Origin of the sequence: Arthrobacter sp. TS-15, from assembly GCF_006964045.1 — a bacterium.
Taxonomy (GTDB): domain Bacteria; phylum Actinomycetota; class Actinomycetes; order Actinomycetales; family Micrococcaceae; genus Arthrobacter.
In genome coordinates this window covers 88,918-114,184 of the sequence record NZ_SDXQ01000043.1, presented here as the reverse complement: position 1 = coordinate 114,184, position 25,267 = coordinate 88,918, and the positions used below count along the sequence as shown (strand labels likewise).

25 protein-coding genes are annotated in these 25,267 nt (G+C 63.1%); 15 read left to right on the top strand and 10 right to left on the bottom strand.

Annotated features, from left to right (window positions below):
* Positions 1–241 precede the first annotated feature (241 nt).
* Positions 242–1,327, top strand: coding sequence for a LacI family DNA-binding transcriptional regulator (locus tag EU811_RS17985; RefSeq protein ID WP_142939676.1), 1,086 nt, complete (start codon positions 242–244; stop codon positions 1,325–1,327).
* Here EU811_RS17985 and EU811_RS17980 read toward each other — a convergent pair.
* On the bottom strand, positions 1,298–2,776 hold the full coding sequence (locus EU811_RS17980; RefSeq protein ID WP_142939675.1) for a lipase maturation factor family protein: 1,479 nt from the start codon (positions 2,774–2,776) through the stop codon (positions 1,298–1,300). The genes EU811_RS17985 and EU811_RS17980 overlap by 30 nt on opposite strands.
* A gap of 102 nt (positions 2,777–2,878) precedes the next feature.
* On the opposite strand from EU811_RS17980, the gene dxr reads away from it, so the two are divergent.
* From dxr to EU811_RS17950, 6 genes are all read left to right on the top strand, one after another.
* Complete coding sequence (gene dxr, locus EU811_RS17975) at positions 2,879–4,063, top strand: 1-deoxy-D-xylulose-5-phosphate reductoisomerase (RefSeq protein WP_142939674.1); 1,185 nt, start codon at positions 2,879–2,881, stop codon at positions 4,061–4,063.
* A 32-nt stretch (positions 4,064–4,095) separates the two neighbouring features.
* Positions 4,096–5,427: a M50 family metallopeptidase gene (locus EU811_RS17970; protein ID WP_142939673.1), complete on the top strand. Its 1,332-nt coding sequence runs from the start codon at positions 4,096–4,098 to the stop codon at positions 5,425–5,427.
* Between the two features lie 85 nt (positions 5,428–5,512).
* Positions 5,513–5,806 (top strand): YciI family protein, encoded by a 294-nt coding sequence (locus EU811_RS17965; protein ID WP_142939672.1) that lies wholly within the window; start codon positions 5,513–5,515, stop codon positions 5,804–5,806.
* A 48-nt stretch (positions 5,807–5,854) separates the two neighbouring features.
* Complete coding sequence (gene ispG / locus EU811_RS17960) at positions 5,855–7,021, top strand: flavodoxin-dependent (E)-4-hydroxy-3-methylbut-2-enyl-diphosphate synthase (protein ID WP_011774258.1); 1,167 nt, start codon at positions 5,855–5,857, stop codon at positions 7,019–7,021.
* Entirely contained in the window at positions 6,984–7,862 is an 879-nt protein-coding gene (locus tag EU811_RS17955; RefSeq protein ID WP_142939696.1) for a GNAT family N-acetyltransferase, read from the top strand. Before ispG ends, EU811_RS17955 begins: the two co-directional genes overlap by 38 nt.
* Before the next feature lie 78 nt (positions 7,863–7,940).
* The gene (locus EU811_RS17950; protein WP_142939671.1) at positions 7,941–8,672 is read left to right on the top strand and encodes a hypothetical protein; all 732 of its coding nucleotides are present in this window, start codon (positions 7,941–7,943) and stop codon (positions 8,670–8,672) included.
* A gap of 24 nt (positions 8,673–8,696) precedes the next feature.
* On the opposite strand, the gene EU811_RS17945 is transcribed toward EU811_RS17950, so the two are convergent.
* The 3 genes from EU811_RS17945 to EU811_RS17935 are packed head-to-tail and all read right to left on the bottom strand — an operon-like array spanning position 8,697 to position 10,815.
* Complete coding sequence (locus EU811_RS17945; RefSeq protein WP_142939670.1) at positions 8,697–9,317, bottom strand: TetR/AcrR family transcriptional regulator; 621 nt, start codon at positions 9,315–9,317, stop codon at positions 8,697–8,699.
* The gene (locus tag EU811_RS17940; protein ID WP_142939669.1) at positions 9,314–10,057 is read right to left on the bottom strand and encodes an ABC transporter permease; all 744 of its coding nucleotides are present in this window, start codon (positions 10,055–10,057) and stop codon (positions 9,314–9,316) included. The genes EU811_RS17945 and EU811_RS17940 overlap by 4 nt, the downstream gene beginning before the upstream one ends.
* An 8-nt stretch (positions 10,058–10,065) precedes the next feature.
* Positions 10,066–10,815, bottom strand: coding sequence for an ABC transporter ATP-binding protein (locus tag EU811_RS17935; RefSeq protein WP_142939668.1), 750 nt, complete (start codon positions 10,813–10,815; stop codon positions 10,066–10,068).
* 507 nt (positions 10,816–11,322) lie between these two features.
* On the opposite strand from EU811_RS17935, the gene EU811_RS17930 reads away from it, so the two are divergent.
* Both EU811_RS17930 and EU811_RS17925 read left to right on the top strand, forming a co-directional pair.
* Positions 11,323–13,134 (top strand): proline--tRNA ligase, encoded by a 1,812-nt coding sequence (locus tag EU811_RS17930; RefSeq protein ID WP_142939667.1) that lies wholly within the window; start codon positions 11,323–11,325, stop codon positions 13,132–13,134.
* A complete protein-coding gene (locus tag EU811_RS17925) occupies positions 13,131–13,928 on the top strand; it encodes a sulfite exporter TauE/SafE family protein (RefSeq protein ID WP_142939666.1) in 798 nt (265 codons plus the stop codon). Before EU811_RS17930 ends, EU811_RS17925 begins: the two co-directional genes overlap by 4 nt.
* A 17-nt stretch (positions 13,929–13,945) precedes the next feature.
* On the opposite strand, the gene EU811_RS17920 is transcribed toward EU811_RS17925, so the two are convergent.
* Genes EU811_RS17920 through EU811_RS17905 form a run of 4 tightly spaced genes read right to left on the bottom strand, consistent with a single transcriptional unit; the run spans position 13,946 to position 17,595 of the window.
* Entirely contained in the window at positions 13,946–14,722 is a 777-nt protein-coding gene (locus tag EU811_RS17920) for an aspartate dehydrogenase domain-containing protein (RefSeq protein WP_160147659.1), read from the bottom strand.
* A 4-nt stretch (positions 14,723–14,726) separates the two neighbouring features.
* Entirely contained in the window at positions 14,727–15,749 is a 1,023-nt protein-coding gene (locus EU811_RS17915) for an aminoglycoside phosphotransferase family protein (protein ID WP_238703451.1), read from the bottom strand.
* Between the two features lie 34 nt (positions 15,750–15,783).
* A complete protein-coding gene (locus EU811_RS17910) occupies positions 15,784–16,512 on the bottom strand; it encodes a VIT1/CCC1 transporter family protein (RefSeq protein WP_142939664.1) in 729 nt (242 codons plus the stop codon).
* 51 nt (positions 16,513–16,563) lie between these two features.
* Complete coding sequence (locus tag EU811_RS17905) at positions 16,564–17,595, bottom strand: DUF4439 domain-containing protein (RefSeq protein WP_238703450.1); 1,032 nt, start codon at positions 17,593–17,595, stop codon at positions 16,564–16,566.
* A 168-nt stretch (positions 17,596–17,763) separates the two neighbouring features.
* Here EU811_RS17905 and EU811_RS17900 point away from each other — a divergent pair, with 168 nt between their 5' ends.
* Positions 17,764–18,375 (top strand): ribosome maturation factor RimP, encoded by a 612-nt coding sequence (locus EU811_RS17900; RefSeq protein ID WP_142939662.1) that lies wholly within the window; start codon positions 17,764–17,766, stop codon positions 18,373–18,375.
* Positions 18,375–19,355, top strand: a complete 981-nt coding sequence (nusA, locus tag EU811_RS17895; RefSeq protein ID WP_142939661.1) for a transcription termination factor NusA — start codon at positions 18,375–18,377, stop codon at positions 19,353–19,355. Before EU811_RS17900 ends, nusA begins: the two co-directional genes overlap by 1 nt.
* Positions 19,356–19,455: 100 nt before the next feature.
* Here the strand turns inward: nusA and EU811_RS24295 are convergent, their stop codons facing one another.
* Positions 19,456–19,650: a hypothetical protein gene (locus EU811_RS24295; protein ID WP_238703454.1), complete on the bottom strand. Its 195-nt coding sequence runs from the start codon at positions 19,648–19,650 to the stop codon at positions 19,456–19,458.
* Between EU811_RS24295 and EU811_RS17890 the strand changes: the two genes are divergently transcribed.
* The 4 genes from EU811_RS17890 (at position 19,561) to EU811_RS17875 (ending at position 24,079) form a co-directional block, all read left to right on the top strand.
* Positions 19,561–19,893, top strand: a complete 333-nt coding sequence (locus EU811_RS17890; RefSeq protein WP_238703453.1) for a YlxR family protein — start codon at positions 19,561–19,563, stop codon at positions 19,891–19,893. The two genes, EU811_RS24295 and EU811_RS17890, sit on opposite strands and share 90 nt — an antisense overlap.
* 152 nt (positions 19,894–20,045) lie before the next feature.
* Positions 20,046–22,928, top strand: coding sequence for a translation initiation factor IF-2 (gene infB, locus EU811_RS17885; protein WP_142939659.1), 2,883 nt, complete (start codon positions 20,046–20,048; stop codon positions 22,926–22,928).
* A gap of 77 nt (positions 22,929–23,005) precedes the next feature.
* Entirely contained in the window at positions 23,006–23,509 is a 504-nt protein-coding gene (gene rbfA / locus EU811_RS17880) for a 30S ribosome-binding factor RbfA (protein ID WP_024820333.1), read from the top strand.
* Positions 23,510–23,596: 87 nt separating this feature from the next.
* Positions 23,597–24,079 carry a nucleoside deaminase gene (locus EU811_RS17875; protein WP_142939658.1) on the top strand — a complete coding sequence of 161 codons (483 nt, stop codon included), beginning with the start codon at positions 23,597–23,599 and terminating at the stop codon, positions 24,077–24,079.
* Positions 24,080–24,086: 7 nt separating this feature from the next.
* Here EU811_RS17875 and EU811_RS17870 read toward each other — a convergent pair whose 3' ends face one another.
* Positions 24,087–25,247 (bottom strand): pyridoxal phosphate-dependent aminotransferase, encoded by a 1,161-nt coding sequence (locus tag EU811_RS17870; protein WP_187697241.1) that lies wholly within the window; start codon positions 25,245–25,247, stop codon positions 24,087–24,089.
* Between the last annotated feature and the right edge of the window lie 20 nt (positions 25,248–25,267).

Genomic DNA, 25,267 nt, shown 5'->3' with positions numbered 1-25,267 from the left:
CCCGGTTGTGCGTGTAAAAGCCGCACTTCGCGGGTCTGAGGATCAACTTCGATCACCAGCACCAACAACTTTTCGAAATGTTTCGGAAGTCCTTTCGGAAGTGCCCACCAAACTTAGCGGTGACGCACATCACCGTCAAGGCCTGCTGGACAATCAATTCGGTGTGCTGGACTGCGGTTTGACGAGTGCACCCGTCCCAATGCAGACTGTGAGCAACCGAAACTTTTCGAAAGCGGTAACCGTGAGCCCAGAAGTCCGACCCTCCAAGCTGACCCTTTCTGCAGTAGCGCAGGAGGTCGGAGTGTCAGTACCCACCGTGTCCAAAGTGGTCAACGGGCGCGGAGACGTGGCCCAAGGCACCCGGGCCCGTGTCCTGGCAGCCCTGCAACGGACCGGATACAAATCACCCCTTCAGCGCAAGGGCAACCCCGTCCAGCGGACCGTCGAGGCGGTGTTCGATTCTCTGAACTCGGCCTACAACATGGAAGTCCTTAAGGGGATCATGGAGCAGGCCAACGTTTCGGACATGGAAGTAATCCTCTCCGTCACCGGACTGCAGGCAGCACCGCCGCTGGGCCCTGAGGAACGCGCGCAGCGCATGGTCGATGAAGGCCGCAGCGGCATGATCGTGGTGACCTCGGCGTTCGGAGCCGCTCAGCTGGAAGCCTTCCAGAGGCGTCAGATTCCCATCGTGGTGATCGACCCCCTGAATCCGCCACCTGCTGACCTGTTCAGCGTGGGCTCCAGCAACTGGGCAGGAGGGAAAGCTGCCGCCACGCACCTCTTGGAGCTCGGGCATCGACGCATTGCCTACATCGGGGGTCCCGCCACCGCCGAATGCAGCCAGGCCAGGCTCCACGGCTACATGGCCGCACTGATGGCCGAAGGCATCACCGTTGAACATGAATATGTTTCCGCGGGCCCGTTCCGGCCCGAGACCGGAGCGGCGGCTTTCAAGTCCCTGGTGGCCCTGGAAGATCCGCCCACGGCAGTCTTTGCCGCAAGCGACAGTATTGCCATGGGCGTTCTGGCCGAGGCGCGGAGGCAGGACATCCGAATCCCCGAGGAAATGAGCCTCGTTGGGTTCGACGGAACCTATCAGGCGGAAGAATCCACGCCCCCACTGACCTCGGTGAGCCAGCCTCTTCAGGAAATAGGGCGTTCCGCGCTGAACTTCATCCTTCGCCAAATGCACGGTGAAGAGATTGACTCCAGGCGCGTGGAACTCGCAACCCACCTGGTGGTTCGTGAATCCACGGCGTCACCCCGGGAACCAGCCTCACCCCGGGAACCAGCCTCATCCGGAAAGCCGGCGTCGCGGTCCTAACTGCACCGGCGGAACGGCGTCATACAGCAGCACCCGGACCCAACGTTCGCCCGTCCCACGGAACTCTGCACGGCTGGCGAAGCGGTACAGGTAGCTGCGCGCCCGCACCCAACGGGGGCGTTCGCCGTCGAACGGGTCTTGTCGAAGCAGCCTAAGCGTAGCCTTGTCAGCCTCCAGCAGCCGGTCCAGGAAGGCATAAAACCATTCCTCATGGACGGTCCTCAGCGGTAGGAACCACATGAGCCAATCCAGGCGCAGATGGTACGGCGCCCATTGCCGGGGGAGTCGACGAACATCGCCGGGCTTGCCCTTGAATCCATACTCCAACCATCGCTCATCCGGCGCGTGGGGATCCTCGTCCAAGGTTCCCTCAACCACGATCTCAATGCGCTGCTTGGTCACCGTCCCGAAAGCACCATAGGCGTTGACCAGGCGCCAACGGTTAAAGCTGGCATTCATCAGTTGCTGGCTGGAGAAGAGGTTGAGGAGCGGGCGGTAGCTGAACACCACCAGCAGAACGGTGACAAGTACGACGACGACGAGCCACCACGCCGGGGTATCGGCACTTGCGTGCCACTCAAGGGGGATGAACGGAAAAACCACATGGGCCACCGGGTCGCTGACGGCGGCGAACGCCAGGACGATCGCCGCCCAGTTCAGCCAGGCGAAATTACCGGTGCCCACCAGCCACAGCTGCGTCACGATGATGATGCCCGCTGCGATGCTGGCTAGCGGTTGAGGGGCGAAGAGGAAGAACGGCACCACCAGCTGCGCACCATGATTGCCCACCACTTCCACTTTGTGCAGCTGACGCGGCAGCAGATGTGCCTGCCTGCTGAGCGGGCCGGGCATCGGCTGTGTCTGGTGGTGATAGAACATCGCCGTCATGTCCCGCCACTCACGGCCGCCGCGGATCTTGATCATGCCGGCCCCGAACTCAAGCCGAAACACCAGCCACAAAATGAGAATGAGGATGGTTGCCGGTGGGGGAGTCTGGTCCGAACCAAGGAAGGCCACCGTGAAACCGGCCTCAAGAAGAAGGATCTCCCAACCAAAACCATAGAACGTCTGGCCAACGTTCACGATTGACATGTAGAGGAACCACAACGTGAGAAAGGCCAGCATGGGCAGCCAGGGCGGCCCCGTTTGTGGCAGGCCAATGACTAGCAGAATGGACACGCCAATACCCGTCCAGCACACCGCCCGGAGAAGCGGGTCGGAGTAGCGCCACCGGAACAGGGTAGGCCGGCCCAGGCGACGGGCCATATCCAGGAAGGCCGGTACCGGCAACAGTCCGCGCTCGCCGAGGAGCGCCGGGAACTGGTTCACCGTGGAGAAGAAGGCAATGGCATAAAGCGCCGCTGTGCCACGCTGCAACACCTGCCGGGCAAATTCATAGTCCCGCGCATCAAAATAGTCCCGCGCATCAAGCCAGGAGAACCACTCCACGATTCCACGGTACGCAGCGGACGGCGCTGGTCAAGCGGCATTGATTTCCACATACGCCGCCATCCGTTCGCGGGCCCCGGCAGTGGCAGGGATACTTAAGTCATGCAGCCGCGCAAGATCGTCATCCTCGGGTCCACCGGTTCCATCGGCACACAAGCGATTGACGTCGTCGATGCCGCACCACACCGTTTCGAAGTGGTGGCACTAAGCGCGGGCGGCGGGAACCTCGAACTCATTGCACAACAGGCGGTCCACACCAGGGCCCAAGCCGTGGGAATCGCCAAGGGAGATCCGGAAGTCCTTCGGCGGTTGATTGACGCCGCGGCCACGGCTGAGGGCGTGCGGAATTTCGCTCCGGAGGTCTTTGCCGGACCGGACGCATCCACCCGGATCGCCGCCATTGAGTGCGACGTCGTCCTCAACGGCATTACCGGTTCCATCGGGTTGGCGCCCACTTTGGCCGCGCTGGCTACAGGAGCCACACTGGCTCTGGCCAATAAGGAGTCGCTGATCGTCGGCGGCGCCCTGGTCAAAGCTGCCGCTGGCCCCGGCCAGATCGTTCCCGTTGATTCTGAACACTCAGCCATCGCCCAGTGCCTGCGCTCGGGCACGGATCAGGAAGTCGAAAAGCTGATCCTGACCGCGTCCGGCGGGCCCTTCCGCGGCCGCACCCGGGAGCAACTTCACAACGTGACACCGCAGGAGGCCCTTGCCCACCCCACCTGGGACATGGGCCTCATGGTCACCACAAACTCGGCCAGCCTGGTCAACAAGGGCCTGGAAGTCATTGAGGCACACCTGTTATTCGATGTCCCGCTGGACAGGATCGACGTTGTGGTCCACCCGCAGTCGGTGGTGCATTCCATGGTCCAGTTCGTGGATGGCTCCATCATCGCCCAGGCATCACCTCCGGACATGCGGCTGCCGATCGCGCTGGGACTGGGTTGGCCGGATCGTGTCCCGCAGGCTGCACGCGCTTGCGACTGGACCCAAGCCACCAGTTGGACCTTCGAGCCCTTGGATACCGTGGCATTCCCGGCCGTGGACCTCGCCAAGGACGCAGCTAAGCAGGGCAGCACGTTCCCGGCCGTGTTTAATGCCGCCAATGAGGAAGCAGTGGAGGCCTTCCACGCCGGACGAATCCGCTTCACCGACATTGTGGATACCGTCGAATCCGTCCTCAGCGAACATTCAGGCTCTTCCGAGCTAACGGTGGAGTCGGTGCTGGATGCTGAGAGGTGGGCACGCGCCCGAACCCTTGATCGTTTAGCCAGCAGCGCCCTCTAGCTCACAACCCTTACGGAAGCAGTCCCACCGGCATGAGTCCTGTCCTTCTCTTCATCCTCGGAGTCGTCTTCGTCGCCATCGGCGTGGCCGTTTCCATCGCGCTGCACGAGGTAGGCCACCTGGTGCCCGCAAAGCTCTTCAAAGTGCGCGTCACCAAGTACATGATCGGTTTTGGACCAACGCTGTGGTCCAGGAAAAAAGGCGAAACAGAGTACGGCTTCAAGGCGCTTCCGCTGGGTGGCTACGTGTCCATGATCGGCATGTACCCGCCGAACAAGGAAGACGGCGCCGTTCGCCCCTCCAGTACTGGCATGTTCCAGACCCTCGCCACCGAGGCGCGTTCAATGGCGCACGAGGAAGTGGGTCCCGGGGACGAGAAGCGCGTCTTCTACAAGCTCCCCGTCTGGAAAAAGATCATCGTCATGCTCGGCGGACCGGCCATGAACATGCTGATCGGCTTGATACTTCTGGCAGTCCTGCTCATGGGCTTCGGAACAGCCCAGGCAACCACCACCATCGCTGATGTTTCCAAATGCCAGGTTGCCGCGGGGGAGACCGTGGACCCCGATTCGGCGGATTGCAAACTGACCCCGGCCGCAGCCGCGGGCCTGCAGCCAAATGACACCATCACTTCCTTCGACGGAAAATCCGTCACCAGCTGGGACGAGCTCACCAGCTGGATCCGGGCCTCCGCCGGCAAGGAAGTTCCTGTCATTGTGACGCGCAACGGGGCGTCAGTGGAGACCACGGTGACCCCTGTTCTCTCGTCCAGGCCCGTGGTGGGCCCCGATGGGCGGCAGGCACAGGACGCCAACGGAGTTTTGCAGTACCAGGAAGTCGGCTTCCTGGGCATAGGGGCCCAAAGCGCTTTGGTTCCCCAACCGGCGTCGGCCGTTCTGCCCATGGCAGGGGAGAACATCAAACAGATTTCCGGTGTGATCTTCAACCTGCCGGCCAGGGTGGTGGGGGTGGCGAAAGCAGCCTTCAGCGAAGAACCCCGTGACCCCAACGGGCCTATCAGCGTGGTGGGCGTCGGCAGGGTTGCCGGCGAGGTAGCGGCCATGGAACAAGTACCCATGCAGGCACGGATCGGCACCCTGATCGGGTTGCTCGCAGGACTCAACTTCGCGTTGGCCATCTTCAACCTCATCCCGCTCCTGCCGCTCGACGGCGGCCATGTCGCTGGCGCCTTGTACGAAGGCGCGCGCCGCCAACTGGCCAAACTGCGTGGCAAACCGGATCCGGGAGCCTTCGACATCGCGAAACTCCTGCCGGTGACCTACGTGGTGGCGGCGTTGCTCATGGCCATGGGGGCGCTCTTGATCTATGCCGACATCGTTAAGCCCGTGAACATTTTCGGCTGAGCTGCGAACAATGCGGAGAGAGCCGTGAACAATGCAGGCAAAGCTGTGAACATATTCTGCGCAACCGGCGGGATAGGCTAGCTCCATGACTGTTTTCGCTGTTGAGTACGTATACGTCGCCGATTCAGGCGCCCTCCGCGACGAAGCCCGCCCAGCACACCGTGCTTGGCTCGGGGAACTGGCCGAGCAAGGCAAACTTCTTGCCAGTGGCCCCTATGGTGACGGCGCCGGCGCCCTGCTGATCTTCAAGTCGGCCGACGAAGCCGAACTCAATGACCTCCTCAAGCAGGATCCGTTCGCTGAAGCCGGCGTCATCGCCGGCATCCGCACCACGGAATGGGCGCCAATCATCGGTGTCCTGGCTGCCCACGCGTCCTAGCCCGGACGTCCTCCACCACAACGATTCACCCCAACCCAAGGAGTCCACGTGACCTCGGTCAGCCTGGGAATGCCAGCAGCCCCACCCCCCGTCCTTGCCCCCCGCCGGAAGACACGGCAGATCAAGGTAGGGTCCGTTGGCGTCGGATCTGACTCGCCCATCAGCGTTCAGTCCATGACAACTACCCCCACCACGGATATCAACGCCACCCTCCAGCAGATCGCTGAACTGACGGCTTCCGGATGCGACATCGTACGCGTTGCCTGCCCTTCTGCCGACGACGCGGAGGCGTTGCCCATCATCGCCCGTAAGTCCCAGATTCCCGTGATCGCGGACATCCACTTCCAGCCGAAGTATGTCTTTGCCGCAATCGAGGCCGGCTGCGCTGCAGTCCGGGTCAACCCGGGCAACATCCGCAAGTTCGATGACCAGGTCAAAGAGATCGCTGCTGCGGCCCGTGACCATGGAACATCCATCCGGATCGGCGTCAACGCAGGCTCCCTCGAACCCGGCATCATGAAGAAGTACGGCAAGGCCACCCCGGAGGCTTTGGTTGAGTCCGCTGTGTGGGAAGCTTCCCTCTTCGAGGAGCACGGTTTCCACGACTTCAAGATTTCCGTCAAGCACAACGACCCCGTGATCATGGTGGCCGCGTATGAGATGCTCGCGGAGAAGGGCGACTGGCCCCTGCACCTCGGTGTGACCGAGGCCGGTCCGGCATTCCAGGGCACCATCAAGTCGGCCACGGCCTTCGGTGCGCTCCTGTCGCGCGGCATTGGCGACACCATCCGTGTTTCCCTCTCGGCTCCGCCGGTGGAGGAAATCAAGGTGGGCAACCAGATCCTGCAATCCCTGAACCTGCGCCCGCGCAAGCTCGAGATCGTCTCCTGCCCGTCCTGTGGCCGCGCCCAGGTGGATGTGTACACGCTGGCCGAACAGGTGACCGCAGGGTTGGAAGGCATGGAGATTCCGCTGCGCGTTGCCGTGATGGGTTGCGTCGTCAATGGACCCGGCGAAGCCCGTGAAGCGGACCTCGGTGTGGCCTCCGGAAACGGCAAGGGCCAGATTTTCGTGAAGGGCGAAGTCATTAAGACTGTGCCTGAGAGCGAAATTGTTGAGACACTGATCGAAGAGGCCATGCGCATCGCCGAAGAGATGGGGGAGGCCGATGGCGAAGATGCTGTCAAGGGTAGCCCCGTGGTTAGCGTCTCGTAACGAGAACGGCTTGGGAGTCAGGGTGCTCGGCAGTGCCGACACCCTGGCCCTTCGCGCGCTTGCAAGCGAGGATGCGGTGGCCAACGTATTTATCCTCGCGCACTTGGAAAGTACCGGTTCAGCGGCGCCCACCAGCGGCGGTGCCAGCATTTTCGGAGTTTTTGAAGGCCAAACGCTCCTCGGTGCGTGTTGGGCCGGCGCCAATCTTGTCCCTGTGCAGCTTGATCCCGGCCTTGCAGGGTATGTGGCCACGGCTGCCCACGAAACGGGGCGCCGTTACGCGTCCATTTTCGGGCCCGCGGAAACCGTGATGGCCCTCTATGCGCGATTCGAGCAACTGGGCCATAGCGCCCACGAGGTACGCGCCCAGCAACCTTTGCTTACCATCTCAGGTCCTCCCGTTATCGTCGCCAACCCGGCCCTGGCCTTCGGCACCATGGCGGACTTTGATCGCATCCTGCCGGCGTGCGCGGCCATGTTCGAAGAAGAAGTGGGTTACTCTCCCTTCCTTGGAGGGCAGGAGTTCTACAGCAGGCGCGTTGCTGGACTCATTCGGGAGGGCCACTCGCTGGTCCACATTGATGCCAACGGCACTGTGGTCTTCAAAGCCGAGCTGGGGGCGGTCACGCGGGAGGTCACTCAGGTCCAAGGCGTATGGATGAATCCCGAGCTGCGGGGCCGCGGCCACAGCGGGGGCTACATGGCCGCCGTCGTAAATCTTTCCAGAACCTTCGCGCCCGTGACGAGCCTTTACGTCAATGACTACAACACCAAAGCCCGGGCCACCTATGAGCGGGTGGGCTTCGAACAAGTGGGGACCTTCGCCACCGTGCTTTTCTAAAGTCGATGGGGAATCCAGTATTCTTGTCCATGTTGGCGACCGCCAGCACCGGAACACTTGACTCCATTGGGGAAACGAATGAACAAGAATACGCTGCGCGGTTTCGCCGTGTCGGGGCTGCTGGTCATGGGTCTTACCGCTTGCGGTGGCTCCGGCTCCTCCACGGATGCCGGTCCCGCACCGGCAAATGAAACCTCGACTCCTACGCCCACTGCGGCAAAGCAGTACACCTCGGCTGAACTTACAGACCTGGTCAAGCAGATCAAGCCAGCTGATGGCTCGGAACTGACTGTTACCGCCATTGACGACCTCGCTGCCCAAGCGAATCCGCTCAAGGAACTCATGGGTTCCATGAACATCGAACCGGCCGAGTGCAAGGATCTGGCCATGTCCGGCGCCTCGCAGTCCATTGAAGGCTCCACCGGCGCCACCGGGGCGAAGGTTGATACCGCAACCGGAAGCGTCTCCAGCGTAGCGTTGGTGTCCGGCGTTCCGGCGGAAACCCTGCAGAAGAGCCTCGAGGGGAGTGAGTCCCAGATCACCACGTGCTCCTCCATGAAGATGACCATGGGCGGCACAGCCTTGAGCATGAAAACCGAGAAGCTTGATGGGGTTGGTTCGGTCCCCGGCACTGTGGGACTTAAAACCACCATGACCCTCCCCGGTGGCCAGGCGCAGTCCACCGTGATGGCTTTCGCCGTCAAGGGCGGCGTGCTGATTTCCGCTACGGCATCGGGCCAGGACGGCGGCACAGACGGGGCAGCTGAGGCCGGCACCCTGATGGACCAGGCCGCGGCACTGGTCAAGTAGCCCTCACAGGCGCTAAGGACATCGTCAGGTGGTGGCTCCCGGGCCGTCCAGCTCTCCCGTAAGGTAGCGCTGGATGGTGGGGGCCACCATCTTTATGACGTCCTCCTTCGCTGCGCCGGCCAGCGGCTCGAGCTTGATGACGTAGCGGACCAGCATCAGGCCAATGACCTGACTGGCCACCAGATTGCTTCGCAGATGCCGTTCTTCCGGCGTGCCCGGCAAGCCTGCAACCACCCGGGACAAGATGACCCGGTTGACCATCTCGCGCATGAGCGCCGTCTTGGACTTGGAGCCTAGGGTTCCCCGGACGTAGGCCACCAATCCGTGCTGAGCGGGGCTTTCCCACAACCGCAGTACAGCCCGGACAATCGCCTCCGCCCTCACTGCAGGGTCCAGGGTTTCGACGCCGGCAAGAACCTCCGCGGGGTCGGCGGGCAATTCCACGCTGGCGGCAAAGAGCTCATCCTTGCCCCCGAAGAAGTGGTGCACCATGGCCGGATCCACGGATGACTCGCGGGCTACTTGCCGCAGGCTTGTCCCTTCGAAGCCTTGCTCGGCAAACAGTCTCCGCGCGGCGGTGAGGATGGCTTCGCGTGAATGGTCTCCTGAGCTGCGGCGGCCCCTGCGCGCCTGGGGGACGCTCATCGGGTTTGTCGTCGGAGGGTCAGGGATGCCAGGACCAGAACTCCCAGAACAATCCCGCCCATGATCAGGGCGTCCTGCCACATGGTGGCTGTTGCGTCCGCATTCTCCGCAACCTCCTTCAACGCATCCACGGAGAAGGTGAGCGGCAGAGCACCGGATATTGCTTCGAGGACCTCGTTCATGTCCTCCCGCGCCACGAACAGTCCGCACAACAGGATCTGCGGGACCACCACCACCGGCATGAACTGCACGGCTTGGAACTCGGTGCGGGCAAAGGCGGAACACAGGAGTCCGAGGGCGACGCCCAGGACGGCGTTGATGACGGCAATCATCACCACCAGGCCGGGGCTTCCCTTGATATCGAGGTCAAAAACCCAGTAGGCCACAGCTGTCGCCACCAGGGACTGCAGGGCCGCCATGATGGAGAAGGCCAGACCATAACCGAAGAGTAGGTCGGCCTTGTGGATGGGCGTGGTCAGGAGGCGCTCCAGAGTCCCGGAGGTGCGTTCCCTGAGCATGGTGATCGATGTGACCAGAAACATGACCACAAAGGGGAAGATGGCCAACATCATCAGGCCGACGCGGTCAAAGGTTCGGGGGAACCCCGGGGGGAGCGTTTCGTTTTCGAAGAGGAAATAGACGGCGGTCAGCAGTAGTGCAGGGACCACGAGGATCAGTGCAACGCTCCGGTGATCGTGCCGCAACTGCCCCAGGACCCGGACGGTGGTGGCAAGGGTCATGCGGACATTCATGACGACACCTGACGTTCTTGCCGGTCGCGGTCAGCGGCTCTGATGATGGTGAGGAACGCCCGCTCCAGATCTTCGCTCTGTCCACGTTCGGCCAGTTCGGCGGGAGTTAGCTGGGCCAGGAGGAGGCCATCACGCAGGAGCAGAAGCGAGGAGCAGTGGGAGGCTTCCTCCATCACGTGACTGGAGACCAGCAGGGTTGTTCCGGCAGCCGCCATGGCCGCAAAGCGCTCCCATAGCTCGGCCCTCAGTACAGGGTCGAGCCCGACAGTGGGCTCATCCAGAACCAACAGTTTCGGGTGGGCCACCAAGGCGCATGCCAGGGAGACCCGGCTGAATTGCCCGCCGGACAGGTCAGCTGCCTTATGGCGGGCAAGTGGTTCGAGCCCGACGGCGGCAATTGCCTCCGCGGTGTCCGCGGCGGTAGCGCCGTGCATGGCGCCAAAGTAGCGCACGTTCGCGTGCACGCTGAGGTCCGGGTAGACGCTGGCACCCTGGGTGACGTATCCGACGTCGTGCCTGAGCGATGCGCTGCCTGCGGGCCTGCCGAGGACGGTCACGGTTCCCCGGGTGATTCGCTGGACTCCGACGATCGTCCGCATGAGTGTTGTCTTGCCGCTGCCGGAAGGGCCCAGGAGTCCTGTGATCCTGCCGGCGTCAACGGTGAAGTCCAGGCCCTTGATGATCTTGCTGCGAGCGCGATTTATGTGAAGCCCCGTTGCCTTTATGGCTGCTGTAAGGGGTGTCATGCGAGCCTCCGATTGGGCACACTTAATTCATCGGATGATGAATTAAACGTAGAACCGGTGGGCAGGGCGGTCAAGGGCACTGCGTGGCGCTGTGGCCCGCCTTGAAAATGTGTCTACGATCACATAGGTTTTTCCCAAGCCGTGTCGTTGGGGTGCGGGTGGTACAGGGGGAATCATGATCAAGACCTTGACGGGCGCCATCGGCGGCCAAGCCATCCGTGTGCTCGGCAGTGACCAATGCTTCCCAGCCGCAGCTGATCCCGTTCCGCTGGAGGGGACGGCGATCTAGTCTCAGGACAGAGTCTGCGGCCGGCCGGCCGCTGAGCCACGCCATCGCAGGATGACCAGCCGGTTGCGGCCAGGGGCTTCCACACGCGACGGCGTGGCTCTTCTGTGTGCAAGCGCGCCGGACGCCAATCCAGGCCTGTTCAAGTGGCCGCGCAGTCAGCCGGTAGATTAGTAGACAGTTGTTTTTGCCACATCTGCCATAGAAACGGATACGTACCCGTGGTCCTTCGCCTTTCCCAGCTGTTCCTGCGCACCCTGCGTGAAGATCCCGTCGACGCCGAGGTCGCCAGCCACAAGCTCCTGGTCCGCGCCGGCTACATCCGCCGCGCCGCGCCCGGTATCTACACGTGGTTGCCGCTGGGGCTGAGCGTCCTGCGCAAGGTGGAGGACATCATCCGCCAGGAAATGTCCGCGATCGGAGCACAGGAAGTCCACTTCCCGGCTCTGCTACCCCGCGAACCCTACGAGGCCACCAACCGCTGGACCGAATATGGCGACGGCCTGTTCCGCCTCCAGGACCGTAAGGGGGCGGACTACCTTCTGGCCCCCACGCATGAGGAAATGTTCACGCTCCTGGTCAAGGACCTGTACTCCTCATACAAGGACCTGCCGTTGAGCCTGTACCAGATCCAGAACAAGTACCGTGATGAAGCACGTCCCAGGGCGGGCCTCCTCCGTGGGCGCGAGTTCATCATGAAGGACTCCTACTCCTTCGACATCGATGACGCCGGCCTGGATGCCAGCTACGCCGCACACCGCGCGGCCTACCTGAAGATCTTTGAGCGCCTAGGCTTGGAAGTCATTCCCGTAGCAGCCACGGCGGGCGCCATGGGTGGTTCCAAGAGTGAGGAATTCCTGTTCCCCACCGAGATCGGCGAGGACACGTTCGTGCGCTCGGCCGGCGGCTACTACGCCAACGTCGAAGCCGTGACCACGGTTGTCCCGGACGAGGTCGACTTCAGCAACGCTCCGGCCGCACAGGTCCTGGACACGCCGAACACTCCCACCATCGACACTCTTGTGGAGGCCGCCAACCAGCTGGCTCCGCGCAGCAAGTCCGACGGCGGCGCATGGACTGCCGCTGACACGCTCAAGAATGTTGTCCTCGCCGTCACGCTGCCCACGGGGGAGCGCCAGATCGTGGTGATCGGCGTTCCAGGAGACCGCGGAGTGGACCTCAAGCGCGTGGAAGCCAACATTGGCTCCCACCTGCCCATCGCCGGTGAAATCGGCCTCGAGGCCGCCAACGAAGAGGACCTCAAGAAGCTGCCGTGGCTGGTCAAGGGTTACATCGGACCCGGCCTGTCCCTCGACGAGCCCGTTCTGGGCCTGGAAGGATCCTCCAAGGTTCTCTTCCTTGTGGATCCCCGCGTCGTCTCCGGCACCAGCTGGGTTACCGGTGCCAACGCTGATGGCAAGCACGTCTTTGGGCTGGTAGCGGGTCGTGATTTCGCGTGGGACGGCGTTATCGAAAGCACCGATGTCCGTGCGGGCGACCCCGCCCCGGACGGTTCAGGACCGCTGGAAACTGCGCGGGGCATCGAAATGGGCCACATCTTCCAGCTCGGCCGCAAGTACGCTGAGGCCTTGGACCTGAAGGTCCTGGACCAGAACGGCAAGCAGCAGGTTGTCACCATGGGCTCCTACGGCGTTGGCGTAACGCGTGCCGTCGCAGCGTTGGCTGAAGCCAACCATGACGACCGTGGTCTCGTGTGGCCGCGCTCGGTGGCTCCGGCCGATGTTCACGTCGTGGCTGTCGGTCGCGGCGATGAGATCTTCGAAGCAGCAGAAAAGCTTTCCCTTGAACTCGAATCTGCAGGCCTGGACGTCATTTTCGATGACCGTCCCAAGGTTTCGCCCGGTGTGAAGTTCGGCGACGCCGAACTGGTGGGCGTCCCCACCATCCTGGCCGTTGGCCGAGGGCTCGTGGACGGTGTGGTTGAGATCAAGGACCGCCGCAGTGGCGAAGCCGAGAATATCGCGGTGGACAAGGCCGTGGACTACGTGGTCAACGCTGTACGAACCCGGTGATTTCCGGCTTCGAATCGATCCAGCTCACCACCCTCATCCTGATTGTGGTGGCTGGATTCGCAGCAGGCTGGGTGGACGCCGTAGTCGGGGGCGGGGGACTGATCCAGCTCCCCGCCCTGCTGCTGGTTCCAGGTATCACGCCCGTCCAGGCTTTGGCCACGAACAAAATGGGGTCCATTTTCGGGACCACCACCAGCGCGGTCACGTATTATCGCCGCGTTGGGCCGGATCTGAAGACCGCAATTCCTATGGCGGTGATCGCGCTGGCTGGGAGTTTCGGCGGGGCCATTCTTGCTGCCTCCCTGCCTGCCAGCGTTTTCAAGCCCATCATCGTGTTGGCGCTGATCGCAGTCGCCATCTTCACAGCCCTGCGTCCCAGCGCCGGTGAACTGACCGCCCTGCGCCACGACGGCCATAAGCATTACGTGGTGGCGTGCATGATCGGTGCCGTGATCGGCTTTTACGACGGCCTGATCGGTCCGGGTACGGGCTCGTTCCTGGTCATAGCGCTCGTTTCGGCCATGGGTTATGCGTTCCTGGAAGCCAGCGCCAAAGCGAAGATCGTCAACATGGCCACCAATGCCGGCGCGCTGATTTTCTTCCTCCCCCACGGCTCCCTGCTGTGGGGCGTAGGCCTCATCCTTGGCCTGGCCAATATGGCAGGCGGCTACCTCGGTGCCAGGACCGCTGTGGCCAAGGGAAGTAAGTTTGTGCGCCTTGTTTTCCTGATCGTGGTGGCTGCGCTGATCATCAAACTTGGCATGGACGTCTGGAACGAGAACTTCGCAGGGTAGGGCCGGCGCGGCCTAAGTCAGATAAAACTGCCGTTGGCGTTGGCAAGCGTCCTCAAACCGCGGACGACGGCGTGCGGCACCAAAGCGCTCGACGCCGGGTTGCCGCGGGAAGCCTGGTTGGTGACACGTGAGTCGAAGAGCCCCAGGCTCGTCTCGGCCAGGACATGGTGGGTTGTCTGCTTGGCTGCGGGGTCAGCAATCAACACAGCTTCCACCACATCCCAGTCACCGGCTGCCAGCGCCAACGCGGACACCACGTTGGTTGACTTGGGGAAGGCCTTGATCAGCTCGGCCGGTCCGCCCCGCAGGAGTTCAACCGGCCCGGTAGCTTCCAGGAGTGATTCTTTCGTTTCCCCGTCCATCCATGGCTGGATCAAAGCAGCAGGAAGTTTTCGCGATTCCACGGTGATGCGATAAATGGTTCCGCCCGCGGAGGCCGCTGTGATCGCATCCAGGCCGCCCAGCGCACCGGTTGTCAGGAACGTTCGGCCTGGACCGTCGTCGAGCAGTGTTTTCCTTAGCGAGGCCTCACATAAGGCTCCGATCGAGGTGACCAGAAAGTCCTTCCCGGCCGAAATACTCCGCGGACCGAACTCGGCGACTGCTGCAACGCCGGCGCACTCCACCACCACGTCAGCTACGTCCATGGCTTCTTCGAAGCTGAAACCTGTCCTGGGTTTCCCGTGGGGAACAACACCGGCGAGTTCGATGCCTGGGGCGGTCCCGGCGTCGAGCAGTTCCGCCACCCGCGATCCAATGGCGCCCGAACCAATGAGAGCAACTTTCAGGACCACGGTGTCAGGCTGCTTCGCCGGGGTCGGGGAGATCGTGTGCCCGGGGAAGGGCGTCGAGCCTGTTGCCGGCCAGGGTGCTTGCGACCCACAGGGAACGGGCAAGATCACCGGAGTGCCGCGGTTTTGCTGCATACCATAAAGCGTTCTGCACCTCACGGGCTATGCTCCATTGCCGTGCAACGTCAGGATCCAATCCAGCGGCACGGCTGAAGTCCTGGCACCGCTCCAGCAGCCCGGCCTCCGGATCCGTCCGGGGAAGATCGCGGATGCGGTTCCACAGGATCGGGGCGACGGCGAACTCGGCCTCCCCAATCTGTGGTTGCGGATCAATAGCCAGATAGTCGCCGCGCAGGGACAGCTTTTCGGCGCTGGTAGTGGCAAGAATATTCATGAAATGCAGGTCAGTGTGCACCAGGACATCCTTGCCTGAACGGCGCCCTACGGCCCCGCGCGTCTGGCAGACCTCCAGTGCCGCTTCCAGCAACCATCGAGGGAAGGGACGGTCCAGGCGGTCCCATTCGGCAGGCAGTTCATCGCTCCATCGCTCGGCGGTTGCGGCGACGTGGTCCAAAACCCGCCACTCCACCCTTTCGTCCGGTTGGATCGAGAGCTCGCGCATAATGGCCCCCCATGCGTCCCTGGCTTCGTCCAGAGGGGCGTCCTGGAGCCAACGGGAGGCGTCCAGGCGTTCGAGCAGCATGGTGCAACTTGCATCGTCCGAGGCCAGGAGGCGGACAGCGCCCCGGCCACTCCAGAGGGCCAGTGCATAGCGCTCCACCAGTGCTTCTTCGTGGGGATAAGCGATCTTTAGCGCTGCAGGGGTGGAGCCTTGAACAACTGGCACCACCAAGGCTCCGTGGCCATTCCAAGGCTCATCGCCTGGCACCAAATCCACTGAGAGCCCCCAACGGTCCAATGCCTCGGAGATGAGCCCCGGGAGGCTTGCGAGCCAATCCCTGCCCGCGGAGTCGCGGTTGTACCGGGCGTGGAGGTCGCCCGGTATGGGAATCATCGCGTGAAGGTTCACGGCAACAGCCTAACTCCGCACTGCCACGCGTCCCTTAGAAAACGCCGCTGGCCCCCAACAGGGTACCGATGGAGAACGTGGCAGCCAGCGCGAGGGCCCCGCCCAGCACCACCCGGACCGCTGCACGGACGCGGGAAGCACCGCCGAGCCACGCACCAACCGCGCCAGTGATCGCCAAGGCAAGCAGGACTGCGACGAACGTTAGGGGAACCCGCATCCCGGGTGGCGGCAGCAAGATGGCCAGCATGGGAAGAATCGCTCCCAAAGTGAACGCTACGGCCGAAGCAAAGGCTGCGTTCCAAGGGCTGACGATGTCATCTTCATGGATATTGAGCTCGGCCGAGAGGTGTGCGGCCAAGGCGTCGTGCTCGGTCAGCTCCTGTGCAACGGTCCGGGCGGTCTCTGCACCGAGGCCTTTGGACTCGTAGATCGCGGCCAACTCGTTGAGCTCATCTTCCGGCTGCTCCGCCAGCTCACGTTTTTCTTTTTCAATGAGGGCTTTCTGGGTGTCACTTTGGCTGCTGACAGACACGTACTCGCCCAAAGCCATGGAGATGGCGCCACCCACCAGGCCAGCGGCACCCGCGGAGAGAATCAGGCCGGTGTTGGTGGTGGCACCGGCAACGCCCACCACGATTGCCGCGACGGACACGATTCCGTCATTGGCGCCCAGGACGCCCGCCCGCAGCCAGTTCAGCCGATGTGCCAGATCGTCCCGGTGCGGTTCATTCTCGTGCGTGGTGGCAGTTTCTGTGGAAGCCATGCATCAAGCCAAGCACCGGCAGGCTTTCCTGACCAGCATGGCTAGGCTCGCCTATCCGCCCTGGGAAGCGGGCGTGCTAGTGGGCGTAGGCAAGGAAGGCAGTTCGCCGGCGTCGAGCATGAGTCCCGGAAGCGCAGGCAGCTGCGCGCCCCAAACGAGGCTCCTGCGGGCGGCTGCCACCAGGTTGTCCAGGGCCCATGTGCGGGTCTCGCCCGTGGACAGGGCAGCAAGGTCACCGAATCGAGGCAGGGAGACAAGCTCTACCGAGCCAAGGAATGCAGCGGGATCCTGAGTGAAAGCCTCCGGCAGCCGGTAGCCCGCCTCGCCCGTGGGTGCATCCGCGCAGTTGGCGCTGGTGACTGCTTCAGCCTCCCGGAGGAGCGCCTGGTGAACTTGCAAGTGCTTGGCAGCGGCCGCCGACTTCGTCTCGTCCAGCCTCTTCAAGGCCACTTGGTATACGTAGATCGCCTCCTGCTGCGAGCGAACAACCGCAGCCAGGGCTGTGTCGGTGGTCGCGGACATCGGCTCCGGGGTGGGGTTTGCTGAGGGGCATGAGGCAGCCAAAGGTGTTGCCGTGGGGGCCTTGGTCTCCGACGCCCGTGTCTGCTCCGGCAGGGGCAACTGCCATTCGGCAGCCAACTTTTCGGCCTGCAGCACCTGCGCGGTTCCGACGGCGGCGAGCAGCCGGGCGATCCCGCCGTCGGCCTCGCGCGAGTCGTCCAAGCGCTTCCAGCCGCTGCCGGCCAGGCCGGCCAGGAAGGTCGCACGGCTGCTTTGTTCCGCTGCAGCCGAGGACTGACGGGGTGAGGGGGCTGCCCCTGACAGGGTGGCACTCGATGTCGTTCCGCGAGGGTCAAATAAGGCCTGAGCGTGGGTTGTCAGCAAAGTCACAGCGCTGCCGGACATGGGCTTTCCGGCCTCGGGAGCCGCGGACTCCGCCAGCGTCGTGGCCGATTCCCGCAGCAGCAGCGTGTCCTCCAACGCCGTCAAACGTGCTGTTTCGGTGAACGAGACAGCCGGGGGAGTGCCGGAATCACGCGGAAGAAGGACCATTCCGGTGCCTGCAACAAGCAGTGCCACCACGGCAACCAGTAAAACCCGGCCCCAAGGTGGTGTTCGTCGTTTTTCGCTTGTTTCCCCGTTCACAACAGACCATGGTGTCACGTGGATGAGGAAGTCCGTGCACCATGTTCCCGGGAAAATCGTTAGGCTAGTAGTCACAACAACATCTATCGGGAGGCGGCGGGCAACGTGAGTGACTCGGAAGCCACGACTTCAACAGACCGTTCTGAATCGAACTCAACGGCCACCATCCACAACCCGGAAGAGAGCAGGCTTAGGGCGCTGCTTGAACCGGCTGTCCTTGCCAACAGGCTCTACCTCGAGGATGTTTCCATCCACGTTGCCGGTTCACACCGCACGGTCCACGTCGTGGTGGACCTTCCCCAGGAAGAGACCGGAGGCGTCAGCCTTGACGCCATCGCAGAGGTCTCACGCGGACTGTCCGATATTCTGGACAACGATCCCCATGACGACGGCCGTCCCTACGACCTTGAGGTTTCATCCCCTGGAGTAAGCCGTCCTTTGACCGAACCGCGTCACTGGCACCGCGCCCGCGGCCGTATGGTCAAGGTCAACGTCATTCAGGGAGAGAACCTTCTGGGCCGTATTACCTCCGTGGGGGAAGATGCTGTGACGCTCATCCCCGAGCATGAGGTCAAGAAGGGCATGAAGCCCAAGCAGGGCGAACCCATCACTATTCCTTTCGACAGGATCCGCCAAGGAAAAGTCGAGATTGAATTCAGCCACCTCCACGAGGCTGCGCTGGAAGACGAGCACAACGGACCTTCCGAGGAGGCCTAATGGATATTGACATGAGCGCACTGAGACTCCTGGAGCGTGAGCGTGAAATCCCGCTGGATCTCCTGATTCCCACCATCGAACAAGCGCTGCTGGTGGCGTACCACAAGACGCCCGGCGCCTTCGAAAAGGCCCGTGCCGAGTTGGACCGCAAGAGCGGTCACGTGACCATTTGGGCTACGGAAATCGACGACGACGGTGAGCCCATCGGCGAGTTCGAAGACACCCCTGCCGGTTTCGGCCGCATCGCCGCCAGCACGGCCCGCCAGATCATTCTGCAGCGTCTTCGCGACGTGGAAGACGACAACGTGCTGGGCGAGTTCAAAGGCCGTGAAGGCGAACTTGTGGCCGGCATGATCCAGCAGGGCAACAACCCGCACATGATTCAGGTCAACCTCGGATCCGTGGAAGCATTGCTGCCCCCGCCCGAGCAAGTCCCCGGTGAGAAGTACCTCCACGGAAGCCGCTTGCGTGCGTTTGTGGTGGACGTCCACCGCGGCGCCAAGGGACCGTCCATCACTTTGTCCCGTTCGCACCCCGGGCTGGTCCGCAAGTTGTTCGAAATGGAAGTTCCGGAAATTGCGGATCACTCTGTGGAGATCGTCGCACTGGCCCGTGAAGCCGGCCACCGTACCAAGATCGCGGTCAAGGCCAACACTGCCGGCATCAACGCCAAGGGCGCATGCATCGGCGAAATGGGTTCCCGCGTCCGGGCAGTCATGACCGAACTCAACGACGAAAAGATCGACATCGTTGACTTCAGCGACGACCCCGCAACCTTCATTGCCAACTCCTTGTCGCCGTCGCGAGTGAATTCCGTCACTATCACGGACGAAGCAACCCGCTCGGCCCGCGTAGTAGTGCCCGACTACCAGCTTTCCCTGGCGATCGGCAAAGAGGGCCAGAACGCGCGGCTCGCAGCCAAGCTGACTGGCTGGCGCATCGATATCATCTCCGATGCCGCTCCCGCTAAGGCTGACTAGCTCTTGAACCGGCGGTTGTGCCGCCGGTTTAGCGCCGCGCTGGCGGCATCCTTGGTTTCGGGAGACCGGGGCAGGGGGGCTAGACTAGATGGAACCGGGCTTACGTCCGGTATCCGCGCGCTTTGGCGTGCCTCAGCTGCATGCGCAGGACCGGGGCCCGTCGGGTGCCAGTAGCGTAAGGCAGGTTGGACACGTCGTGGCTGAACTGCTTGAACATGGCCATGGGCCTGTTCGCACGTGCATCGGATGCCGGAAGCAAGGCTCCCGGTCCGAGCTTGTCCGGCTGGTCGTCCAAGGCAGCGGTTCTTCCGCAGTCCTGATCGACGTTCGACGCCGGATGGCTGGCAGGGGTGCATGGCTTCACCCCAGCGAAAAGTGCTTGACATTGGCAATCAAGCGGCGAGCTTTCGGAAGGGCCCTTGCGGGTGCTTCCGATGCAAGCGCCGTGGAACGATACCTGATGTCCGGTGCGCCCCTTGTGGAGGCCCAGGCCGCCGCAGGAAAACCGTCCAAACCTGAAAGCGGGTCAGAAAACTGATGGAAACCCGATGAGTTCCCAGCGATGAGTGCGTAACGATGACAACTTTGTTGCGCTCTGCAATGGGCCTTTCAATCGCGCAAGCGGCGAAGGCCCGCAGTAAGAAGTAGACGGTTCGTGCCTGGCTCGGTGCGGACCGAGACAGGAGAAATGTGGCCAAGGTCCGCGTACATGAGCTCGCCAAAGAGCTCGGTATTACTTCCAAAGATGCAGTAACCAAACTGCAGGAATTGGGCGAATTCGTTCGCTCCGCCTCGTCAACAATTGAGGCCCCCGTCGTGAAGAAGCTTCGCGACGCATACCCGGGTGCCGGCGCTGCCAAGGCCGCCGCTCCCGCAGCAGCTCCGGCGGCAAACCGCCCAGCATCCCGTCCGGCCGCTCCGGCACCGGGTCCTGCAGCTCCGAAGGCTCCGGCCCCGGCCCCTGCAGCCCCCGCTCCGGCAGCCCCTGCGGCTGCTGCACCGGCAGCTCCTGCAACACCGTCAGCACCTGCCCCGGCAGCACCTGCAGCTCCTGCTGCGTCCACTCCGGTTTCGGCCAAGCCTGGCGCCCGTCCTGCCCCCAAGGCAGAGACTCCGGCTCCGGCACGTCAAGGTGGCCAGGCTCCGCGTCCCGGCGGTCCCCGTCCGGGCAACAACCCGTTCGCTACGTCCCAGGGCATGCCCCGCGGCCGTGGTGGCGACGGAGACCGTCCGCCGCGTCCGGGCAACAACCCGTTCGCACCGTCCCAGGGCATGCCCCGAGGCGAACGCCGTAACGACGGCGAACGCCCCGGCGGTCCCCGTCCCGCAGCTGGTACGGGTGGACCCCGTCCCGCAGCAGGAACCGGTGGACCCCGTCCGGGCGCACCGCGTCCCGGTGCACCCCGTCCGGGCGCACCGCGTCCCGCTGGCGGTCCCGGTGCAGGAAACCGTCCTACTCCGGGCATGATGCCCAACCGCACTGAGCGTCCGGCTCCCGGTGGCGCAGGCCGTCCGGGTGGCGCAGGCCGTCCCGGTGGCGGACCCGGTCGTCCCGGTGGCGCACCTGGTGCAGGTACCGGTGGCGGCGCTCCCGCCGGCGGTGGCTTCGGCAAGGGTGGCCGCGGTCGCGGTGGCACCCAGGGTGCCTTCGGCAAGGGCGGCGCCGGTCGTGGCAAGCAGCGCAAGTCCAAGCGTGCAAAGCGCCAGGAACTGGAGCAGATGAGTGCTCCGTCGCTGGGCGGCGTATCGGTACCCCGCGGTGATGGCGAGACCATCATCCGCCTGCGTCGTGGCTCGTCCATCACGGACTTTGCCGAGAAGATCGATGCAAACCCCGCGTCGCTGGTGACCGTGCTGTTCCACCTCGGTGAAATGGCAACGGCGACGCAGTCCCTCGACGAAGACACCTTTGGCCTGCTTGGCGCCGAACTTGGCTACAAGCTCCAGGTTGTTTCCCCTGAGGATGAAGAGCGCGAGCTGCTGGATCAGTTCGACATCAACATCCAGGACGAACTGGACGCCGAAGGTGACGACGTTCTCGAAGCCCGCGCACCGGTTGTTACCGTCATGGGCCACGTTGACCACGGTAAGACCCGCCTGTTGGACGCCATCCGCAACTCGAACGTTGTGGCCGGCGAGCACGGTGGCATCACCCAGCACATCGGTGCTTACCAGATCAGCCACGTCCACGAGGGCACGGCCCGCGACATCACCTTCATTGACACCCCCGGTCACGAGGCCTTCACGGCCATGCGTGCACGTGGTGCCAAGGTCACTGACATTGCCATCCTGGTTGTTGCAGCCGACGACGGCGTTATGCCGCAGACGGTTGAAGCACTCAACCACGCCCAGGCAGCCAACGTGCCGATCGTCGTCGCAGTGAACAAGATCGACAAGGAAGGCGCCAACCCTGACAAGGTCAAGGGCCAGCTGACCGAGTACGGCCTGGTTCCGGAAGAATACGGTGGCGACACCATGTTCGTTGAGGTCTCTGCCCGCCAGAACCTCAACATCGACGAACTGATCGACGCCGTCCTGCTGACGGCCGACGCTGCCCTGGACCTGCGCGCCAACCCGGACAAGGACGCTCGAGGCATTGCCATCGAAGCGAACCTGGACAAGGGCCGCGGTGCTGTTGCAACCGTCCTGGTTCAGTCCGGAACCTTGGCAGTGGGCGACACGATCGTTGCCGGTACGGCTCACGGCCGCGTCCGCGCCATGTTCGACGAGAACGGCGAGGCACTCGATGTCGCACTGCCGTCCCGCCCGGTTCAGGTCCTCGGTCTGTCCAACGTGCCGCGTGCAGGTGACACCTTCCTGGTGACCCCTGACGAGCGTACGGCCCGCCAGATCGCTGAGAAGCGTGAAGCTGCCGACCGCAACGCCGCACTGGCCAAGCGCCGCAAGCGCATCAGCCTGGAAGACTTTGACCAGGCCGTTGCCGAAGGCAAGATCGACACCCTCAACCTCATCCTCAAGGGTGACGTATCCGGTGCTGTTGAAGCCCTCGAAGACGCCTTGCTCAAGATCGACGTTGGAGACGACGACGTTCAGCTTCGTGTCATCCACCGCGGTGTGGGTGCCATCACGCAGAACGACGTCAACCTGGCCACGGTTGACAACGCCATCATCATTGGCTTCAACGTCAAGCCGGCCGAGCGTGTTGCTGAACTGGCCGATCGTGAAGGCGTGGACATGCGCTTCTACTCGGTCATCTACGCAGCAATCGATGACATCGAGATGGCTCTCAAGGGCATGCTCAAGCCGGAATACGAAGAGGTCCAGCTCGGTACCGCCGAGGTTCGCGAAGTCTTCCGTTCTTCCAAGTTCGGAAACATCGCCGGCTCGATCGTCCGCACGGGCATCATCCGCCGTAACTCCAAGGCACGTGTCAGCCGCGACGGCAAGGTCATCGGTGACAACCTCACCGTTGAGACGCTCAAGCGCTTCAAGGATGACGCCACTGAAGTCCGCACCGACTTCGAGTGTGGTATCGGTCTTGGCTCCTTCAATGACATCACTGAAGGCGACATCATCGAGACCTTCGAAATGCGCGAAAAGCCGCGTAACTAGGTTCCGTATGGGACGGGTCCGTCGGGTAACCCCGGCGGACCCGTTCCGTTCCCGTTTCTACTTTCCAGGAGGAAGTCATGGCTGATCCCGCACGCGCCGCCAAGCTGGCACAGCGGATAAAGGTGGTTGTTGCTGAGGCCCTCGGACGCCGGGTCAAGGATCCGCGCGTCGAGTCCATCACGGTCACTGACGCCCGCGTCACCAATGACCTTCAGCACGCCACCATCTACTACACCGTCTTTGGTGACGATGTAGCCCAGGCAGACGCCGCCAGGGCATTGGAGAAGGCCAAGGGTGTGCTGCGGCAGGAAGTCGGCCGCAACATCACTGTTCGCCTCACTCCCACCCTTGAGTTCGTGGCTGACCAGATTCCGGTCAATGCCTCCAATCTTGAGGAGCTGCTCCGTGAAGCCAAGCGTCGCGACGCTGAGGTGGCCGCGTTGGCTGCCAGCGCCAAGCACGCGGGCGAAGCAGACCCCTACAAGGGCGATGCTCCGGAGGACATCGACGAGGACGACTTCGACGAAGAGGACACTGACCTCTCCGGCGACAACGAGCTCGACGAAGACTCCAACCGCTAGACCACTCTTCGAGTTTTTGTACAGCTAATGCCCTTAAGAAGCCTTCTTAGGGGCATTTGCTGTACAAAAACTCGTTAGGATCAGAGCATGTCGGCGCACAGTCCCCAGCAGCGTGATGAATACCTGAACCTGGCCATCCAGCTGGCCGTGCGTAACGTTTCCGACGGCGGCGGCCCTTTCGGTGCCGTTGTGGTCACCCCGGACGGAACTGTCCATAAGGGAGTGAACCGGGTAACGCTGGACCACGATCCCACGGCACATGCCGAAGTGGTGGCCATTCGACGCGCCGCAGCAGCTACCAAGAGCTTCGACCTGAAGGGTTCCGTTCTCTACACAAGCTGCGAGCCATGCCCGCTCTGCTTGTCCGCCACGCTCTGGGCCAGGATCGGGCGTGTGTATTTCGCGGCCGATCGGCACGGTGCGGCCAGGGCCGGCTTCGACGACGCCGTGTTCTATGAGTACTTTGCCGGCACCCGGCCGGAGCTGCTGCCGGTGGAGCATGCCGAACTGGCCACCTCCGATGAGCCGTTTGACGCCTGGCGGAACCACGCGCGCCGCACTGCCTACTGACGACCCGCTACAACTGGACCTTGGCCGGGAGGCGGGTGACGCCGTCGAGCAGGTCCTGCTGCCCGCCGCACAGGGCAATCCTGATCCAGCCCTCGCCGATCGAACCGAACGCCGTACCCGGAGCGAAGGACACGCCGAACTCCGCGAGGAACGCCCGCACCCAGGACCTGACGTCCCCGCCGCTCACATGGGAAACATCAGCCCAAAGATAGAAGGCCCCCTGGGCGCCAAGGAACGGAATTCCCTTCTCCGCCAGCACCGCCGACGCCGCATCCCGGTTGCTCCGGTAATGGTCGCGAGCCTGCGAAACGTAGTCCTGCGGCCCCGTCAGCGCGGCCAAAGCTGCGTACTGCGAAGGAGACGCGACGCAGGACACGATTGATTCCATCACGTTGTTCATTTTTTGCTCCAAACCCGGAGGACAGATCAGCGCCCCGATCCGGAGGCCAGTCAGTCCGTAGGTCTTGGACAAGGTCAGGGACGTGAAGACCCGGGCTTCGCCGGGGACATCGCTGTCGAACCGTGCGGGACTGATATGGGGGACATCAAAAGTGAAGGCTTCATAGCACTCGTCCGAGATGATCCAGAGGTCGTGCCGGACTGCCAGTTCCACCAGCTCGCGCGTGGCTTTCTCACTGATCACGGCGCCCAGGGGATTGGACGGGGAGTTCAGCACCATCACGCGGGTCCGTGGCGTGATCAGGGCCTCGATGTCCTCAATGTGCGGCTGGAAGTCGTTCTGTGGATACAACGGATACTGCACAGGCACGGCGTGCAGCAGCCGGCTGGTCATGGCGAAGGTGGGGTAACCGGGGTTGGGAATCAGGATCTCGTCACCGGGGGAGAGGAGAAGGCTCATGGCAAAGTGCAGTCCCTGCTGGGCGCCGTCCACCACATAGACCCGCTCCGCACCAATAGTGACCTCTTGTTGCTCCCGGAAGTGAGCGGCGAAGGCCTCGCGGAGGGCAGGGATCCCGGCGTTGGGTGTGTAGTTGGTCTCATCCCGGTCCAGGCAGGCAATGCCGGCGTTCAGGACGTGGCGGGGGAGGGCAAAGCCCGGCTCGCCGATGCTGAGGACGATAGCTCCGGGGGTGGACCAGGCAGCTTCGGTGATCTCACGGATCTGGTTCACGGGGACGTCGCGGACGTGTGCGGCAAGCTCAGGCATGGGAGCCATCCTAGCCACCC

Coding starts and splice junctions, on each gene's coding strand:
- dxr (WP_142939674.1), top strand. CDS start 2,879: ATGCAGCCGCGCAAGATCGTCATCCTCGGGTCCACCGGTTCCATCGGC.
- EU811_RS17970 (WP_142939673.1), top strand. CDS start 4,096: ATGAGTCCTGTCCTTCTCTTCATCCTCGGAGTCGTCTTCGTCGCCATC.
- EU811_RS17965 (WP_142939672.1), top strand. CDS start 5,513: ATGACTGTTTTCGCTGTTGAGTACGTATACGTCGCCGATTCAGGCGCC.
- EU811_RS17955 (WP_142939696.1), top strand. CDS start 6,984: ATGCTGTCAAGGGTAGCCCCGTGGTTAGCGTCTCGTAACGAGAACGGC.
- EU811_RS17950 (WP_142939671.1), top strand. CDS start 7,941: ATGAACAAGAATACGCTGCGCGGTTTCGCCGTGTCGGGGCTGCTGGTC.
- EU811_RS17945 (WP_142939670.1), bottom strand. CDS start 9,317: ATGAGCGTCCCCCAGGCGCGCAGGGGCCGCCGCAGCTCAGGAGACCAT.
- EU811_RS17940 (WP_142939669.1), bottom strand. CDS start 10,057: ATGACCCTTGCCACCACCGTCCGGGTCCTGGGGCAGTTGCGGCACGAT.
- EU811_RS17935 (WP_142939668.1), bottom strand. CDS start 10,815: ATGACACCCCTTACAGCAGCCATAAAGGCAACGGGGCTTCACATAAAT.
- EU811_RS17910 (WP_142939664.1), bottom strand. CDS start 16,512: ATGGCTTCCACAGAAACTGCCACCACGCACGAGAATGAACCGCACCGG.
- nusA (WP_142939661.1), top strand. CDS start 18,375: ATGGATATTGACATGAGCGCACTGAGACTCCTGGAGCGTGAGCGTGAA.
- rbfA (WP_024820333.1), top strand. CDS start 23,006: ATGGCTGATCCCGCACGCGCCGCCAAGCTGGCACAGCGGATAAAGGTG.
- EU811_RS17875 (WP_142939658.1), top strand. CDS start 23,597: ATGTCGGCGCACAGTCCCCAGCAGCGTGATGAATACCTGAACCTGGCC.
- EU811_RS17870 (WP_187697241.1), bottom strand. CDS start 25,247: ATGCCTGAGCTTGCCGCACACGTCCGCGACGTCCCCGTGAACCAGATC.